The organism is uncultured Alsobacter sp., from assembly GCF_945952055.1.
Classification (GTDB): Bacteria; Pseudomonadota; Alphaproteobacteria; order Rhizobiales; family Beijerinckiaceae; genus Alsobacter.
This window is the reverse complement of sequence record NZ_CAMFHB010000016.1, coordinates 101,294-116,359: the sequence shown is the minus strand read 5'-3', so window position 1 is coordinate 116,359 and position 15,066 is coordinate 101,294. Positions and strand designations below refer to the sequence as shown.

Sequence of the window (15,066 nt, the reverse complement as noted above, 5' to 3'; positions counted from 1 at the left end):
GTCTCGCGCTTCGCGCGATCCACCCTCCCCTGCAGGGGAGGGAGAACGCGCTCAGTCATCGAGAATGATTGGTGTGCATACCGAAGGGCTCGGCCCGGGCATCCACGGCTTTGCCGGGGTCATCCTGGGTCGTGGGTGTGAGGCCAGGCTTGGCCAGGACCAGCGTAAGGTTGGCGGCCTGCGATCGAGCGGCGCAGGCCGAAGACGACGCGGGTGAAGCTGAGCCCCGTGCGGCCTCAGCCGGCCAGCTGCGTGTCGTGCGCCTTGGCGTGGATGTGGGCCCGCAGAATCTGTTCCGCCTCGCGCGACACGTCGAGGCCACGGTCACGGAACCAGGTTGCGACCTCGTCGCAGATCGTCACCGTCACGCCCTTCTGGACGGAAAGAACCGGAGGCTCCGGCCGGAGAACCATGGGTCCGTCCCAGACGGACGGCAGGCGTGGAAAGGACGACATGCTGCAGGCTCGCGACGGCGCCGTGAGATGATTTGTTTCATTTTGGCGCAAGCGAGACATAACGGCAAACGCGGGAAGATCAAGAGCGCTTCTTCTTCCGGTTGAGGTTACCGGCCGAATGCCGCGGTCCCGTGTTTTTGACGCAGCGGCACGACCTTCCAAGCCCCTCCATTCGCGCCAGAATTCGCAGCCGCCCGCGGGACGTCGCCCTTCGCTCTCACGCCTGCGACAGCAGGCGATCCAGATGCTGCGAGGCGTCCACGAGGCCGCGCGTCACGGGGTCGCGGGGATGGTCGAGAACGGTCCGGGTGTCGCCCTCCTCCACGATTCGCCCGCCGGACATCACCATCACGCGGTCGGTCATGGCGCGCACGACGCCGAGGTCGTGCGAGATGAACAGGTAGGTGAGCCCCAGGCGCGTCTGCAGGTCGGCCAGCAGGTCCAGGATCTGCGCGCGGATGGACACGTCCAGCGCCGACACGGGCTCGTCCAGGACGACGAGGTCCGGACGGGTGATCAGGGCGCGGGCGATGGCGAGGCGCTGGCGCTGGCCGCCGGAGAACTCGTGCGGGTACTTGTCGGCGTCGCCCGGGGCGAGCCCGACCTCGACGAGCGCCTGGGCCACCATCCGGCCGCGCGCGTCGGGCGCGATGGGCTCGTCGAGGAGGCGCAGCGGCTCGCCGACGATACGGCCAGCCCGGTGGCGCGGGTCGAAGGAGCCGTAGGGGTCCTGGAAGACCATCTGCACCCGTCGTCGGAAGGCGGCCATCGTGGGCCCCCGGAGGCCGGCGAGGTCGTGCCCCGCGAGCGCGATGCGGCCGCCCTGCAGCGGCTCGAGCGCGAGGACGGCGCGCGCCAGGGTCGACTTGCCGCAGCCCGACTCGCCGACGAGGCCGACGCTCTCGCCGCGGTGCACCGTGAAGCTCACCCCGTCCACTGCCCGGTTGTGACGGCGGGCGGCGAACGGATGCGGTCGCGGCAGAGGATAGTCGCGCACCGCCTTGTCGACGGTGAGAAGCGGCTCCCCGGGCGGCGCGGCCGGTCGCGCGGGCTCGTGCGCGGAGGCCTCGCGCAGCGCCACGGCATAGGGATGCACGAGCGCCTCGAACGCTGCGGCGCCGCCCGGCCCCGTCTCGACGACCTCGCCGCGGCGCATCACGGCGATGCGGTCGGCCATGGCGGCCACGACCGCGAGGTCGTGGCTGATGAGCATCAGCCCGGCGCCGTCCTCGGCGACGAGCCGGCGCAGCAGTTTCAGGATCTGCGCCTGCATCGTCACGTCGAGGGCCGTGGTCGGCTCGTCGGCGATGACGAGCCTGGGCGACAGGGCGACGGCCATGGCGATGACCACGCGCTGGCGCTGCCCGCCGGAGAGCTCATGGGGATAGCGGGTCGGCGGAATGCGCGCCGGCGGCAGGCCCACGCGCTCCAGCACGGACGAGGCCCGCCGCTCGGCGTCGGCGCGCGACAGGCCGAGATGGAGGCTGAACACCTCCGCGACCTGGGCGCCGATGGTCTTCAGCGGGTTGAGCGCGGTCATCGGCTCCTGGAACACCATCCCGACGGCGCGGCCCCGGCGTTCGCACATGGCGGCCTCGGACAGGGCCAGGACGTCGGTGCCGTCCAACAACACCCGCCCGGCGGTGCGGACCTGCCGCGGCAGGAGGCGCATGACGGTCAGCGCCGTCAGCGACTTGCCGGACCCCGACTCGCCCACCACGCCGAGCACCTCGCCGGCCGCGAGCTGCAGCGACACCTTGCGCAGGATCGGCGTGCCCGCGATGGAAAGGTCCAGATCCTCGATCGACAGCAGCGACACGTCATCGCTCCCGGGCGAGGCGGGGGTCGAGAAGGTCGCGCAGCCCGTCGCCCAGCAGGTTCAGCCCCAGCACGGTGGCGACGATGGTGAGGCCCGGCGCCAGCGCGAGCCGCGGCGCGATGGCCATATAGGTCTGCGCCTCGTTGAGCATGCGGCCCCAGCTCGGCATCGGCGGCTGCACGCCGAGCCCGATATAGGAGAGCGCCGCCTCGGCGAGGATGCCGAGCGAGAGCTGGATGGTCGCCTGCACGATCAGCACGCTGGCGATGTTGGGCAGCACGTGCTCCAGCGTGATGAGCGCCCTGCCCTTCCCCGCGACCCGGGCGGCCATGATGAAGTCGCGCTGCCAGATCGGCAGCGAGGCGCCATAGGCGACGCGGGCGAAGACCGGCACGTTGAAGATGCCGATGGCGATCATGGCGTTGGTGACGCCCGGCCCGAATACCTCGCGCAGCATGATGGCGATGAGGAGCGCCGGGAAGGCGAAGACGAAGTCGGCCGTGCGCATGACCGCGTGGTCGATGGGTCCGCCCCGCCGGGCCGCCGCGAGCAGGCCGAGCGGCACGCCGATGGCCATGCCGATGCCGACCGCCACGAAGGACACCGCGATCGAGGTCACCGCGCCGCGCATAATCATCGAGAAGGTGTCGCGGCCGAACGGGTCCGTTCCCAGCCAGTGATCGGCCGAGGGCGAGCGCATCTTCAGCGCGATGTCGATCGCCGTGTAGTCGTGCGGCGTCCAGACGAGCGAGAGGGCCGCGGTGGCGGCGATGGCGAGCGCGATCACCGCCCCGGTCAGGAAGCTCGGGTGGCGCAGGGCCCGGCGCAAGAAGCCCGTGGACGGGGCGATGAGGGCCGTGTCGTTCACCCGCGTCGCCTCAGCCGCGGGTCGACGATAGCGTAGGCGATGTCGACGAGGAAGTTCACGACGATGACGCTCGCCACCAGCAGCATCACCACGCTCTTCACGACGATGAGGTCTCGCTGGTTGATGGCCTGGAAGACGAGCCGCCCGATGCCCGGCAGGTAGAACACGTTCTCGATGACGATGGTGCCGGCGATCAGGAAGGAGAACTGCAGGCCGACGATGGTGAGCACCGGGATCAGCGCGTTGCGCAGGGCATGGCGCCGAAGGGCCTGCCCTTCGGAGAGGCCCTTGGCGCGGGCGGTGCGGACGTAGTCCTCCCCGAGCGTGTCCAGCAGCGAGGAGCGCATGACGCGCGCCAGGATCGAGGCCTGCGGCAGGGCGAGCGCCACGGCCGGCAGGATCAGGCCGCGCAGCGCAGGCCAGGGCCCGTTGCCCCAGCCCGGGAAGCCGCCGGCCGGGAGCCAGCGCAGGGTGATGGCGAAGAGGATCACCAACAGCATCGCGAACCAGAAATTCGGCACGGCGATGCCGACCTGGGTCACGCCCATGATGGAGAGGTCCGTCATCGAGTTGCGGCGCGCGGCGGCCAGGGCACCGACGGGGATGGCCACGAGGATGGTGAGCGACAGCGCCAGGAGGGCGAGCGGCAGGGAGACCTGCAGGCGCTCGCCGACCAGCTCGGAGACGGGGGTCGAGTAGGTGTAGCTGGTGCCGAGGTCGCCCCGGACCAGCCCGCCGACCCAGGCGACGTAGCGTTCCGGCGCGGGCTTATCGAGGCCCAGCTTCGTGCGCAGCGCGGCCAGCGTGTCGGGCTGCGCCTGCGTGCCCAGCATCACCTGCGCGGGATCGCCCGGCAGCACCTCCATGGCCGTGAACACGACCGCGCTCGCCACCACCAGCGTGGCGACGAGCGAGGCGAAGCGGCGCAGGACGAAGGACAGCATCAGGGCTGCCCGGCCGTTGGCACGCGGCGCGCGGCCCTCGCAGGGTCGGCCGCCAAACTCTCCGCCGTCCTGGCCGGGCTCGGCCCGGCCATCCACGACTTTGCTTGGACCACCCCGAAGTCGTGGGTGCCCGGGCCAAGCCCGGGCATGACGCGCGGAAGGATGGAGGCCTTCACCCGAGCACGGTCAGCGGCTGCAGCGCAGGCCGGCAACGCAGCTCACTCGTCCCAGCTGGCCTGGGTGACGTCGTTGACCGGGATCGGCATGTTCTCCCACAGGCCCTTGAGCTTGGCGTTCCACACGCCGAACTTCGGAAGCACGTAGAGCCAGACGTTGACGGCGTCCTCGGCCAGCATCTGCTGGGCCTTCCCGTAGAGCTCGATGCGCTTGGCGGTGTCGGTCGTGGCGGCGATCTCGGCGTAGAGCGCCTTGTAGGCCGGGCTCTTGTAGTCGAAGTAATAGTCGTCCCGCGCATAGATATCGAGGTCGAGAGGCTCGACATGCGAGATGATCGTCATGTCGAAGTTCTTGCCCTTGAACACGTCCGAGAGCCACTGGGCCCATTCCATGGGAACGATCTCGGCCTCCAGCCCCACCTTCTTGAGCTGCGAGGCGATGATCTCACCCGACTTGCGCGCGTATTCCGGCGGCGGCAGCACGAGACGCAACTTCGTGCCCGGCGCGACGCCCGCCTCCTTCAGGAGCGCCTGGGCCTTGGCGACGTCGAACGGATACTTGCCCGTGAGATCGACATAGCCTGCATCCTGCGGCGGAAAATGTGATCCGATGGGCTTGGCGAGCCCGTACATCGCCCCGTCGATGACGGACTTGCGGTCGACGGCCATCGACACTGCCCGGCGCACACGCACATCGTCCCACGGCTTGCGGCCATTGTTCATGGCGAGGATCGTCTCGCCTTCCGTGTTGCCGACCACGACCTTGAAACGCGGGTCGGCGCGGAACTGGTCCAGCTGTTCCGCGGCGGGAAAGTTCGGATAGGCGTCGATGTCGCCGGCCATCAGTGCCGCGAAGGCCGCGGAGGCATCGCCGATGATCTTGATGCTGACCTTGTCGAGCTTGGATGCCGGCCCCCAGTAGCCCGGATTGCGGACGAGATCGACGCTCGCGCCCTTCGACCACTTCTCGAACTTGAAGGGTCCCGTGCCCACCGGCTTCGTCTTGGCGTCCCCCACCGCGCCGGGCGTGAGCATGGCCGCGGCGGGTTGGCCCATGTTGAAGAGGAAGAGCCCCGTCGGACGCTTCAGGGTCACCTTCACGGTCGCAGGGTCGACGATCTCGACCGTGTCGATCGGCTCGAACAGAGGCTTCTGCGGATTGGTGCTGTCGGCCGCGCGGGCCCGATCCAGATTGAACTTCACCGTTTCGGCGGTGAAGGCCGACCCGTCGTGAAACTGCACGCCCTTGCGCAGCGCGAACGTATAGACCTTCCCGTCCGGCGAGATCGTCCAGCTCTCGGCGAGCGAAGGCTTCGGCTGGCCCGCGCCATCGATGCGGGTCAGGCTTTCGATGACGTTGGCGTAGACCACGCCGCCGATGGCAGCCGCTGCGCCCGCCGTCGGGTCCAGGTGCGGAGGCTCGAGCGGAATGGCCAACGTCAGGTCTTTCCTGGGGGCGGCCTGCGCCACGCCCATCAGGCCCGCCGTTGCAAGCGTGAGCGCGAGAAACACCCTGCGCGAAAAAGACATCCCAGATCCTCCCACAACGATCCCTGCGCATCGTAGACGCAAGCCGGGCCGTCTTGAAAGGGGACCATCGGTGAGAGCGCATGCGATCTGCGTCCCGGGCCTTGCCGAGCGGCACCGGTCCGGCCAGAGTGGCGCGCCTGAGTGGCGCACCTCAAGGCCAAGATCGACGCCAGCAAGACCGACGCCCGACCAGGGAGGATCCCGATGTTCACCGACAAGCCCGACGCTCCGCAGCCGGCCTATGCCGACGTCCACCCTGTTCCCAACGAGCAGCTCGATCCGCGCGCCAAGAAGCTCTTCAACGGCACCGCGAAGCTCGACCGGCTCTACACGGGCTGCCGCTGGGCCGAGGGCCCGGCCTATTTCCCCGCCGGCCGCTACCTCGTGTGGTCCGACATCCCCAACAACCGGATGATGCGCTACGACGAGACCGACGGCTCGGTCTCAGTGTTCCGGACGCCCGCCAACAACACCAACGGGCACACCGTGGACCGCCAGGGCCGGCTGGTGTCCTGCGAGCACCTGACGCGGCGCGTGACGCGCACGGAGTTCGACGGCACGATCACCGTCATCGCCGACCGGTACCAGGGCAAGCGGCTGAACTCGCCCAACGATGTCGTGGTGAAGTCCGACGGCTCGATCTGGTTCACCGACCCGGCCTACGGCATCGATTCCGACTACGAGGGCGAGCGGGCCGAAAGCGAGATCGGCGCCTGCCACGTCTACCGCGTCGACGGCCAGACGGGCGAGATCACCATCGCCTGCAACGACTTCGTGCGCCCGAACGGCATTGCCTTCTCGCCCGACGAATCGAAGCTCTACGTCGCCGACACCGGCGCCACCCACGTCGAGAACGGCCCGCGGCACATCCGCGTCTTCACCGTCGGCGCCGATGGCCGCTCGCTCTCCGGCGGCGAAGTCTTCGCGACCTGCACCAAGGGACTGTTCGACGGCTTCCGCTTCGACGAGGACGGCCGCCTGTGGACCTCGGCCGCGGACGGCGTGCACGTCTACCACCCGGACGGGACGCTCATCGCCAAGGTGCACGTGCCGGAGGTGGTCGCCAACGTCTGCTTCGGCGGCCGCCACCGCACGCGTCTCTACATCTGCGGGACGACGTCGATGTACGCCTACAGCGTGCTGGTGCGCGGGGCGAAGACGTTCTGAGAGGGTCTATCGCTCTCTCAGCCGTCCTGGCCGGGCTTGGCCCGGCCATCCACGACTGTGCCGGGGACGGATCGTCTGGCACAGGCAAAGTCGTGGGTGCCCGGGCCAAGCCCGGGCAGGACGCGCCGAGAGAGCGAGGCGAGGCAACAAGGTGCCGCGAAGTCCTCACCCCAGCATCTTCAGCGCCTTGGTGAAGAAGTCGCGGGTGCCGAAGTTGCCGGACTTGAGGGCCAGCGCCATCGGCTCGCCGCCGGCCGTGAGCGTCCACGGCACGCCCGGGTCGATCTCCGGTCCGATCTCCAGTGCGGCGGCGCCGAGTGCGCCCACGACGGCACCTGACGTCTCGCCACCGGCCACCACGAGCCGCTTCACGCCGGCTGCCGCGAGGCCCTTGGCGACCTCGCCCAGAAGGCGCTCGATCATGGCCCCGGCCTCGTCACGGCCGAAGCGCTCCTGGACGGCGCGCACGGCCTCGGGCTCGGCGGTCGAATAGACCAGGATCGGCGCCGCGCCGAGCTTGGGGCGGGCCCAGGCCAGCACGTCCGCGGCCGTCATGCGGCCGGCGGCGATCGCCACCGGATCGAGGGCGAAGGCCGGAACGCCCTTCTCCTGTGCGTCCTGCACCTGGCCTCGCGTGGCGGCCGAGCAGCTGCCCGCCAGGATGGCGGAATGTCCGGCGGGAGCGCCGAAGCTGCGGGCTTCGCCCGCGTCCCCGAGAAGCCCCGCGCGGCGGAAGTTCGCCGGCAGCCCCAGCGCGATGCCCGAGCCGCCGGTGAGCAGCGGCTGGCCGGCGAAGGCCTCGCCGAGGATGCGCAGGTGATCGTCCGAGATGGCGTCGCCGATGCCGATCGCCGGCCCATCCTTGGCCAGCGCCTCGAAGGCGCCGCGGACGGCAGCGGCGCCCTTGTTGACGGTCGAGGTCGGCGCCAGGCCGACGGGCAGCCTGGTCTGGCGCTGCAGGACGCGCACGAGGTTGGCGTCGCGCATGGGCGTCAGCGGATGGTCCTTCATCGGGCTGTCGGAGAGCAGCTGCTGCCCGACGAACAGGTGCCCCTGGTAGACCGAGCGCCCGTTCGCCGGGAAGGCCGGGCAGGCCACCGTCCAGGGCGCCTTCAGCCGCGCCACGAGCGCCTCGGTGACGGGGCCGATGTTGCCCTCGTCCGTGCTGTCGAAGGTGGAGCAGTACTTGAAGAGGATCTGGCGCGCGCCCGCGCCCAGCAGCGCCTCGCAGGAGGCGAGCGACCACGCCACCGCCTCGGCGGCCGGGTTGGTGCGAGACTTCAGCGAGACGACGACCGCGTCGGCATCGGGCAGAGCCGAAGCGGAGGCCGGCACGCCGACCGTCTGCACGACCCGCATGCCTTCGCGCGCCAGCATCAGCGACACGTCCGTCGCGCCTGTCAGATCGTCCGCGATCACGCCCAGCAGCATGGCGACCTCCTCTTCGTGTGAGGTCCTTCCATACGACAGGACGGCGCGCTTACCAACGCGCGCCGAACGTCTCGCGCAGGTCGGCGATCTGGTTCTCGTCGAGGGGCGGCAGGACGGCGCCGCGGGTGAGGAAGACGAGCTTGGCCGTCTCTTCCGCCTCCTCGAGCGCGGCGGCCGCGGCCGAGACGGTCTCGTGCCAGAAGGTCGGGCCGATGCGCCCGAGCATCACGCCGCGTCCGGCGCGCACGTGGGGCGCGACGAGCCCTGTCACGTCGGGGTGGCCGGGCCGCATGTACGGAATGAGCGGAATGCGGCCCGCCTTCATCACGTGGTAGGGCGTGAGCGGCGGAATGATGTTGGCGGGATCCACGCCGGGCGTCAGCGACAGGGCGACGAGGTGGGTCGAATGCGTGTGCACGATGCCGCCCACGGCCGGGTCGGCGTCGTAGATGGCGCGATGAAGGCGGATGGTCTTCGACGCCCGGTCGCCGGAGATCTGCTCGCCGTCCGCGCCCATCTTCGAAAGCCGCGCCGGATCGAGACGACCGAGGCACGCATCCGTCGGAGTGATCAGCCAGCCGTCCGGCAGCCTGGCCGAGATGTTTCCGGCCGAGCCCACCGTGTATCCACGGTCGAACAGGCTCTGTCCGACGCGGCAGATCTCTTCGCGGAGGGAGGCTTCGGTGGTCATTGCGGTTGGGCCATGCTGCGTCCTTCGACACGGCCGCTGCGCGGCCTGCTCAGGATGAGGGATAGTATGGGCTCAAGCAAAAATGGTCCTCATCCTGAGCAGCCCGCGAAGCGGGCGTGTCGAAGGACGCGCCATTTCCAAGCCCCTCAGAACGTCAGCCAGGCGTGCTCGGGGGCCATGGTGAACTTCCACAGCTTCACCGGGCCGGCCATGACGTTGAGGTAGTACAGGTCGAAGCCGTGCGGCGCGCCGACGGGGTGGTAGCCCTTGGGCACCAGCACGACGTCGCGGTCGGAGACGGCCATCGTCTCGTCGAGGGAGCGGTCGTCGGTGTAGACGCGCTGCACCGCGAAGCCGGAGCCCCGCTTGAGGCGGTGGTAGTAGGTCTCCTCGAGATAGGTCTCGCGCGGCGGGTCGTTCTCGTCGTGCTTGTGGGGCGGGTAGCTCGACCAGTGGCCGCCGGGCGTGATCACCTCGACGACGAGCAGGCTCTCGGCGTGGGGCGAGGTGTCCGGCAGGATGTTGCGCACGTAGCGGGTGTTGGTGCCCTTGCCGCGGGTCTCCTCGGTGCACTCGGAGGGCGCGATCAGGCGGGGCGGCAGGCCGCCCTTGGCCGGCGCCGCGCAGACCGCGAGTTCGACCGGCGTCTGGGCGACGACGCTCCAGCGCATCCCCGGCGGCACGTAGACCGACGACGGGTTGCCCTCGAACGGCGACATGCGCTCGCCCACCTCGCCGAAATCGTGTCGGTCGGCGCGGATGCGGGCCTTCCCCGACACGAGGACGAGGCACACCTCGACCTGGCCCGTGTCGCGCGACAGCTGCTGGCCCGGTTCGAGGGTGAAGACTTCGAAGCCGACATAGGTCCAGCCTGCGGACTGCGGCGTGATGCGGTGGATCTGGCCGTCTGCGTCGGGCGGCGTCGGCCGCACCAGGAGCTTGGACATGGCTGGCGTTCCGGTCTCTGGCAGGTCCTGTCTCTGAAGGACCCGCGCAGCGTGGCTGCACGGGCGCTCGGGCACAAGGGGTCAGGCGAGGCCGGCGGCGGCCAGGGCCTGGCGCAGGTGCGCGACGCCTTTCTTCGCGTAGGGGAGCGAGGGCGCCTTCTTGGGATCCTGCTCGGCCTCGACCACGACCCAGCCGGAATAGCCCGGCAGTGCCTTGAACACCGCGGTGTAGTCGACGCAGCCGTCGCCAGGCACGGTATAAACGCCGAGCTCGTCGCCCATGCCCAGGATCGAATCCAGGAAGCTCCAGTCGCCGGCGTCGGACTTCGCCTTGATCGCCGGGCGCACGTCCTTGCAGTGGACATGGCTGATGCGGGAGCGGTAGCGCGTCGCCAGCGCGGCCGGGTCGGCGCCGCCCCAGGTGGCGTGGCCGGTGTCCAGCAGCAGGTGCACGGACGGCCCGGTGGCGGCCATGAAGGCGTCGATGTCGGCCTCGCTCTGCACCACCGTGCCCATGTGGTGGTGGTAGACCACGCGCACGCCCTCGGCGAGCGTGGCGTCGGCCACCTGCGTCATCCGCCGGCCGAACTCGGCCCATTCCGCGTCCTTGAGGTGGGGGCGCTTCGACAGCGGCATGGCGCGGTTGCCGTGAATGGCGTTGGACGTCTCGGCGATGATGAAGACGTTCACCCCCATGGCCTTCAGCAGGTCGAGATGGGCGCGCATCGCCTTGATCTCGTCTTCCGCCGAGCGCGTCAGCAGCTCGCAGGAGTACCAGCCGCCGACGAGCGCCATGCCGTAGGGGGCCAGCGCCGCCTTGAGGGCGTTGGGCTCGCGCGGGAACTTGTTGCCGAGCTCCATGCCGACGAAGCCCGCTTCCTTCGCTTCCGCGAGGCAGGTCTCGAGCGGCGTGTCGCCGCCGATTTCGAGGAGGTCGTCGTTCGACCAGCCGATGGGGTTGGCGCCGATGCGGATGGGCATGGTGGGTGTCTCCGAAATCCTGTCGCGGCCGGTCTTACGCCCGGCCGCCGTCGATGGCTATGGCGAAGGCGACGTCAGTCGCCGACGGACTGCTTGCCGAGCGCGGCCTCGTATTTGCGGCGTGCTTCCAGCACCGCGGGACGCTGCGAGACCTCCGGCACGGCGACATCCCACCAGTGCCCGCCGGCGTCCGTCGACTTCAGCGGATCGGTGTCGATCACGATCACCGTGGTGCGGGCCGACGCGCGGCTCTCGGCCAGGGCCTGCTCGAGTTCGGCGATGCCCGCGACCTTGCAGGCGTCGGCGCCCATGGCGCCGGCATGCGCGGCGAAGTCGATCTCGGGCATCACCTCGTGGCGCGTATGCTCGAAGAGATTGTTGAAGCTTTCGCCGCCGGTGGCGCGCTGCAGCCGGTTGATGCAGCCGAAGCCGCGGTTGTCGAGCACGACGATGGTGAGCTTCAGGCCCAGCATCACCGCCGTGACGATCTCGGAGTTCATCATGAGGTAGGAGCCGTCGCCCACCATCACGATCACCTCGCGCGAGGGATCCGCCATCTTCACGCCGAGGCCGCCGGCGATCTCGTAGCCCATGGTCGAGTAGCCGTATTCCAGGTGGTAGCCGCCCGCGGCTCCCGCCTGCCAGAGCTTGTGGAGCTCGCCCGGCAGGCCGCCTGCGGCGCACACCACCACGTCGCGCTCGCCGCCGGTGCGCTGCACGGCGCCGATGACCTGCGCGTCGGAGGGACGCTCCGCATTGGTGGGCGCCGTGTAGCGCGACGCCACCGGAGCCCAGGCCGCCTTTTCCTCGTGCGCCCTGTCCGTCCAGGCCGCCGGGGCCTTCCAGTGGCCGAGCGCGGCATCCAGCGCCTCCAGCCCTGCTCGCGCGTCGGCGAGCAGCGGATGCGCCCGGTGCTTGCCGGCGTCGAAGAGCTGCGTGTTCAGGCCGATGATCTGGCGGCCCGGATTGCCGAAGAGCGCCCAGGAGCCGGTCGTGAAGTCGGCGAGCCGCGTGCCCACGGCCAGCACCACGTCCGCCTCGGAGGCGAGCGCGTTGGAGGCGCCCGTGCCAGTCACGCCCACCGCGCCCATGTTCAGCGGATGACCGTCCACCAGCGTGGACTTGCCCGCCTGGGTTTCCATGACGGGAATTCCGTGGGCCTCGGCGAAGGTCTTCAGGCGGGCCTCCGCCTCCGAGTAGAGGACGCCGCCGCCGGCCACGATCACCGGCCGCTCGGCCCCCTTCAGCAGGGCCGCGGCCTGCGCGAGCTCGGCGTCGTCCGGCCTCTGGCGGCGCGGCGCCCACACGCGCTCGGCGAAGAAGCTCTCGGGATAGTCGAAGGCCTCGGTCTGGACGTCCTGGCAGAGCGCCAGCGTCACGGGTCCGCACTCGGCCGGGTCGGTCAGCACCTGCATGGCGCGGGCGAAGGCCGGGATGAGCTGCTCGGCGCGCGTGATGCGGTCGAAGTAGCGCGACACGGGCTTGAAGCAGTCGTTGGCCGAGATCGTGCCGTCGCCGAAATCCTCGATCTGCTGCAGCACGGGGTCGGGCCGGCGGCCGGCGAAGACGTCGCCGGGCAGGAACAGCACCGGCAGCCGGTTCACGTGGGCCATGGCCGCCGCCGTGATCATGTTGGTGGCGCCCGGCCCGATGGAGGTGGTGACGGCCATCATCCGGCGCCGCCGGCTCGCCTTGGCGAAGGCGACGGCCGCATGGGCCATGGCCTGCTCGTTCTGGGAGCGGAAGGTGGGCAGCACGTCCTGCGCGGCCTGCAACGCCTCACCGAGGCCGGCCACGTTGCCGTGGCCGAAGATCGCCCAGGCACCGGCGAACAGCGGCACGGGCCGCCCGTCGACGAGCGTCTTCTGGGCCGCCAGCGCGCGAACCAGCGCCTGGGCCATGGTGAGGCGGATGGTCTTGCTCATGGCGGTCTCCTGTCCCCGGTACGGCCGCAGCGGCGGCCGGCGAATGGTGTCTGTCAGGCGTTCTGCGTCGATGCGTTCCAGGCCTCGACGAGCGCGGCGAAGCGGCGGGCCATGTCGTCGATCGCGGCCTCGTCGGACATCTGGCCGGCGAGCCAGGCCCGCGCCGCGTCCGAGAAGATGGTGCGGCCGACGGCGAAGCCTTTCACCTGCGGGCAGCCGCCCGCAAGGCGGAAGGCCGCGGTCAGCTCGGCTTCGGGCGCGTCCAGGCCGAGCAGGACGATGCCACGGCAGTAGCGGTCGTTGGCCTCGATGCTGCGGGCGATCGCCGACCAGGCGGCGGCGCTGGGCTGCGCCTCGAGTTTCCACCAGTCGGGCCGGATGCCGAGCGCGTAGACGTGGTCGACGACGCGGGCCGTGGTGTCGTCCCCCAGCGCCCCGTGCTTGGAGGCGATGATCTCGACGAGCAGTTCGCGCCCGACGGTGCGGCACGCATCGAACACGCGCAGGAGCTCGCGGTCCTGGCGCAGCCGCAGGTCCTGCGGGTCGTCGGGATGGTAGAAGCACAGCGCCTTGACGGTGTGGCGCACCGGCCATTCCGCGATGTGCGCGCCGAGCGAGGCCATCTGGTCGAAATCCAGCGGGCGGGAGCCGGGCTTCTCCACCGGGCGGCCGATCCAGAAGTCGTGGTCGGCGGCGCGGAACAGGGCCTCGCGGCCATAGGTGCCGTCGAGCAGCATGCCGAAGCCCGGGCGGCCGTCCGCCACCCGCGCGGCGGCCTTCACGGCGAGCACCTTGAACGCCGGGATCCGGTCGCGCGGGGCGCCGACCTGGTCGGCCATCTCCTCGATCTGGGCGCGGTGGTCGATGGCGAGAGCGACCAGCCGGTCGGCCTGCGGGCGCCGCGTGGTCGCCCAGTGGACATGGTTCAGGGCCTCGTCGCGGCGCAGCTGCCGATGCGGCGAGCCGGTGCGCAGGAACTGCTGCAGCTCGTCCCAGGTCGGGCTTTCGGGCGAGCAGAGGAGCCGGGACACGGCGAAAGCGCCGCAGGCATTGGCGAAGGCGCAGCACGTCTCGATCGGCTCGTCGCGGAGCCAGCCGCGCAGGAAGCCGGACAGGAAGGCGTCGCCCGCGCCCAGCACGTTGTAGACCTCGACCGGGAAGCCCGGGCCGCGGATGCCCTTCTCGATGTCGTCGGGGATCTCGCCGGGGAACACGACGCAGCCCATCGGCCCGCGCTTGCACACGATGGTGGCCGGCGTCAGCGCCCGGATCGCCCGGATGGCCTCGAGCGTGACCTCGGATCCGCCGGCGATGTGCAGCTCTTCCTCGGTGCCGACCACGAGGTCGCAGCCGGGCAGGATCTCGCGCAGATGCGCGGTCACCGCCTCCGAGCGCAGGTAGCGCTCCTCGCCGGCGCCGTGGCCCGCCAGGCCCCAGAGGTTCGGCCGGTAATCGACGTCGAACACCACCTTGCGGCCGTGCTTGCGGGCGAGCGCCATGGCCTTGCGCTGCGCCGCGTTGCTGTTGGCGCGCGAGAAGTGGGTGCCGGTGACGACGATGGCCTTGGCGGACGCGACGAGCGCCTCGTCGATGTCGCTTTCGTCGAGGGCGGCGTCGGCGCAGTCGGTGCGGTAGAAGATGAGCGGGAACTGCTTCTCGTCGCGCACGCCGAGAATCACGAGCGCGGTGAGCCGCTGCGGATCGGTGTGGACGCCCGAGGTCTCGACCCCCTCGCGCGCCAGCTGCTCGCGGATGAAGCGGCCCATGTGCTCGTCGCCGACGCGGGTGATGAGGCCGGAGCGCAGGCCGAGCCGCGCCGTGCCGATGGCGATGTTGGCGGGGCAGCCGCCCACCGCCTTCACGAAGTTCGCCATGTCCTCGAGCCGGCCGCCCACCTGCTGGCCGTAGAGATCGACGGAGGAGCGGCCGATGGTGACGACGTCGAGCGCCGTATCGGTGGAAGACATGGCCGGTCCTCGTTCAAGGAAGGGGGCGGGCGATTGCGTGCGCGCCGACGCCGTGGCACGGGTGGTCTGCCACGAGATGGATGAAACAAAAAATCCATTCGCAGGTCAATTCGGAACATGTATTCTTCGCGCGCCGAAGAACGAAGGCCGGCCCATGAGGTGCCC

At 70.3% G+C, this 15,066-nt stretch carries 12 protein-coding genes; 1 reads left to right on the top strand and 11 read right to left on the bottom strand.

Annotation, left to right across the window (positions count from 1 at the left end; all coding sequences use genetic code 11):
* Positions 1-236 precede the first annotated feature (236 nt).
* From Q0Q47_RS14235 to Q0Q47_RS14215, 5 genes are all read right to left on the bottom strand, one after another.
* Entirely contained in the window at positions 237-455 is a 219-nt protein-coding gene (locus Q0Q47_RS14235) for a hypothetical protein (RefSeq protein WP_293860824.1), read from the bottom strand.
* A gap of 217 nt (positions 456-672) precedes the next feature.
* Positions 673-2,274, bottom strand: coding sequence for an ABC transporter ATP-binding protein (locus tag Q0Q47_RS14230; protein ID WP_293860821.1), 1,602 nt, complete (start codon positions 2,272-2,274; stop codon positions 673-675).
* A 1-nt stretch (position 2,275) separates the two neighbouring features.
* Positions 2,276-3,142, bottom strand: coding sequence for an ABC transporter permease (locus Q0Q47_RS14225; RefSeq protein WP_293860818.1), 867 nt, complete (start codon positions 3,140-3,142; stop codon positions 2,276-2,278).
* On the bottom strand, positions 3,139-4,086 hold the full coding sequence (locus tag Q0Q47_RS14220) for an ABC transporter permease (protein ID WP_293860815.1): 948 nt from the start codon (positions 4,084-4,086) through the stop codon (positions 3,139-3,141). Before Q0Q47_RS14220 ends, Q0Q47_RS14225 begins: the two co-directional genes overlap by 4 nt.
* A gap of 218 nt (positions 4,087-4,304) precedes the next feature.
* Positions 4,305-5,792: an ABC transporter substrate-binding protein gene (locus Q0Q47_RS14215; protein ID WP_293860812.1), complete on the bottom strand. Its 1,488-nt coding sequence runs from the start codon at positions 5,790-5,792 to the stop codon at positions 4,305-4,307.
* A gap of 204 nt (positions 5,793-5,996) precedes the next feature.
* On the opposite strand from Q0Q47_RS14215, the gene Q0Q47_RS14210 reads away from it, so the two are divergent.
* Positions 5,997-6,959, top strand: coding sequence for an SMP-30/gluconolactonase/LRE family protein (locus Q0Q47_RS14210; protein WP_293860809.1), 963 nt, complete (start codon positions 5,997-5,999; stop codon positions 6,957-6,959).
* 165 nt (positions 6,960-7,124) lie between these two features.
* Here Q0Q47_RS14210 and otnK read toward each other — a convergent pair whose 3' ends face one another.
* The 6 genes from otnK to iolC all read right to left on the bottom strand — a co-directional run bounded on the left by otnK (position 7,125) and on the right by iolC (position 14,901).
* Positions 7,125-8,390, bottom strand: a complete 1,266-nt coding sequence (otnK, locus tag Q0Q47_RS14205; protein WP_293860806.1) for a 3-oxo-tetronate kinase — start codon at positions 8,388-8,390, stop codon at positions 7,125-7,127.
* 49 nt (positions 8,391-8,439) lie between these two features.
* A complete protein-coding gene (locus tag Q0Q47_RS14200) occupies positions 8,440-9,081 on the bottom strand; it encodes an aldolase (protein ID WP_293860803.1) in 642 nt (213 codons plus the stop codon).
* Between the two features lie 146 nt (positions 9,082-9,227).
* Positions 9,228-10,028, bottom strand: a complete 801-nt coding sequence (gene iolB / locus Q0Q47_RS14195) for a 5-deoxy-glucuronate isomerase (RefSeq protein ID WP_293860800.1) — start codon at positions 10,026-10,028, stop codon at positions 9,228-9,230.
* 81 nt (positions 10,029-10,109) lie between these two features.
* Entirely contained in the window at positions 10,110-11,009 is a 900-nt protein-coding gene (iolE, locus tag Q0Q47_RS14190; RefSeq protein ID WP_293860797.1) for a myo-inosose-2 dehydratase, read from the bottom strand.
* Between the two features lie 74 nt (positions 11,010-11,083).
* Positions 11,084-12,934, bottom strand: coding sequence for a 3D-(3,5/4)-trihydroxycyclohexane-1,2-dione acylhydrolase (decyclizing) (iolD, locus tag Q0Q47_RS14185; RefSeq protein WP_293860794.1), 1,851 nt, complete (start codon positions 12,932-12,934; stop codon positions 11,084-11,086).
* A gap of 53 nt (positions 12,935-12,987) precedes the next feature.
* On the bottom strand, positions 12,988-14,901 hold the full coding sequence (iolC, locus tag Q0Q47_RS14180; RefSeq protein ID WP_293860791.1) for a 5-dehydro-2-deoxygluconokinase: 1,914 nt from the start codon (positions 14,899-14,901) through the stop codon (positions 12,988-12,990).
* Positions 14,902-15,066 lie beyond the last annotated feature (165 nt).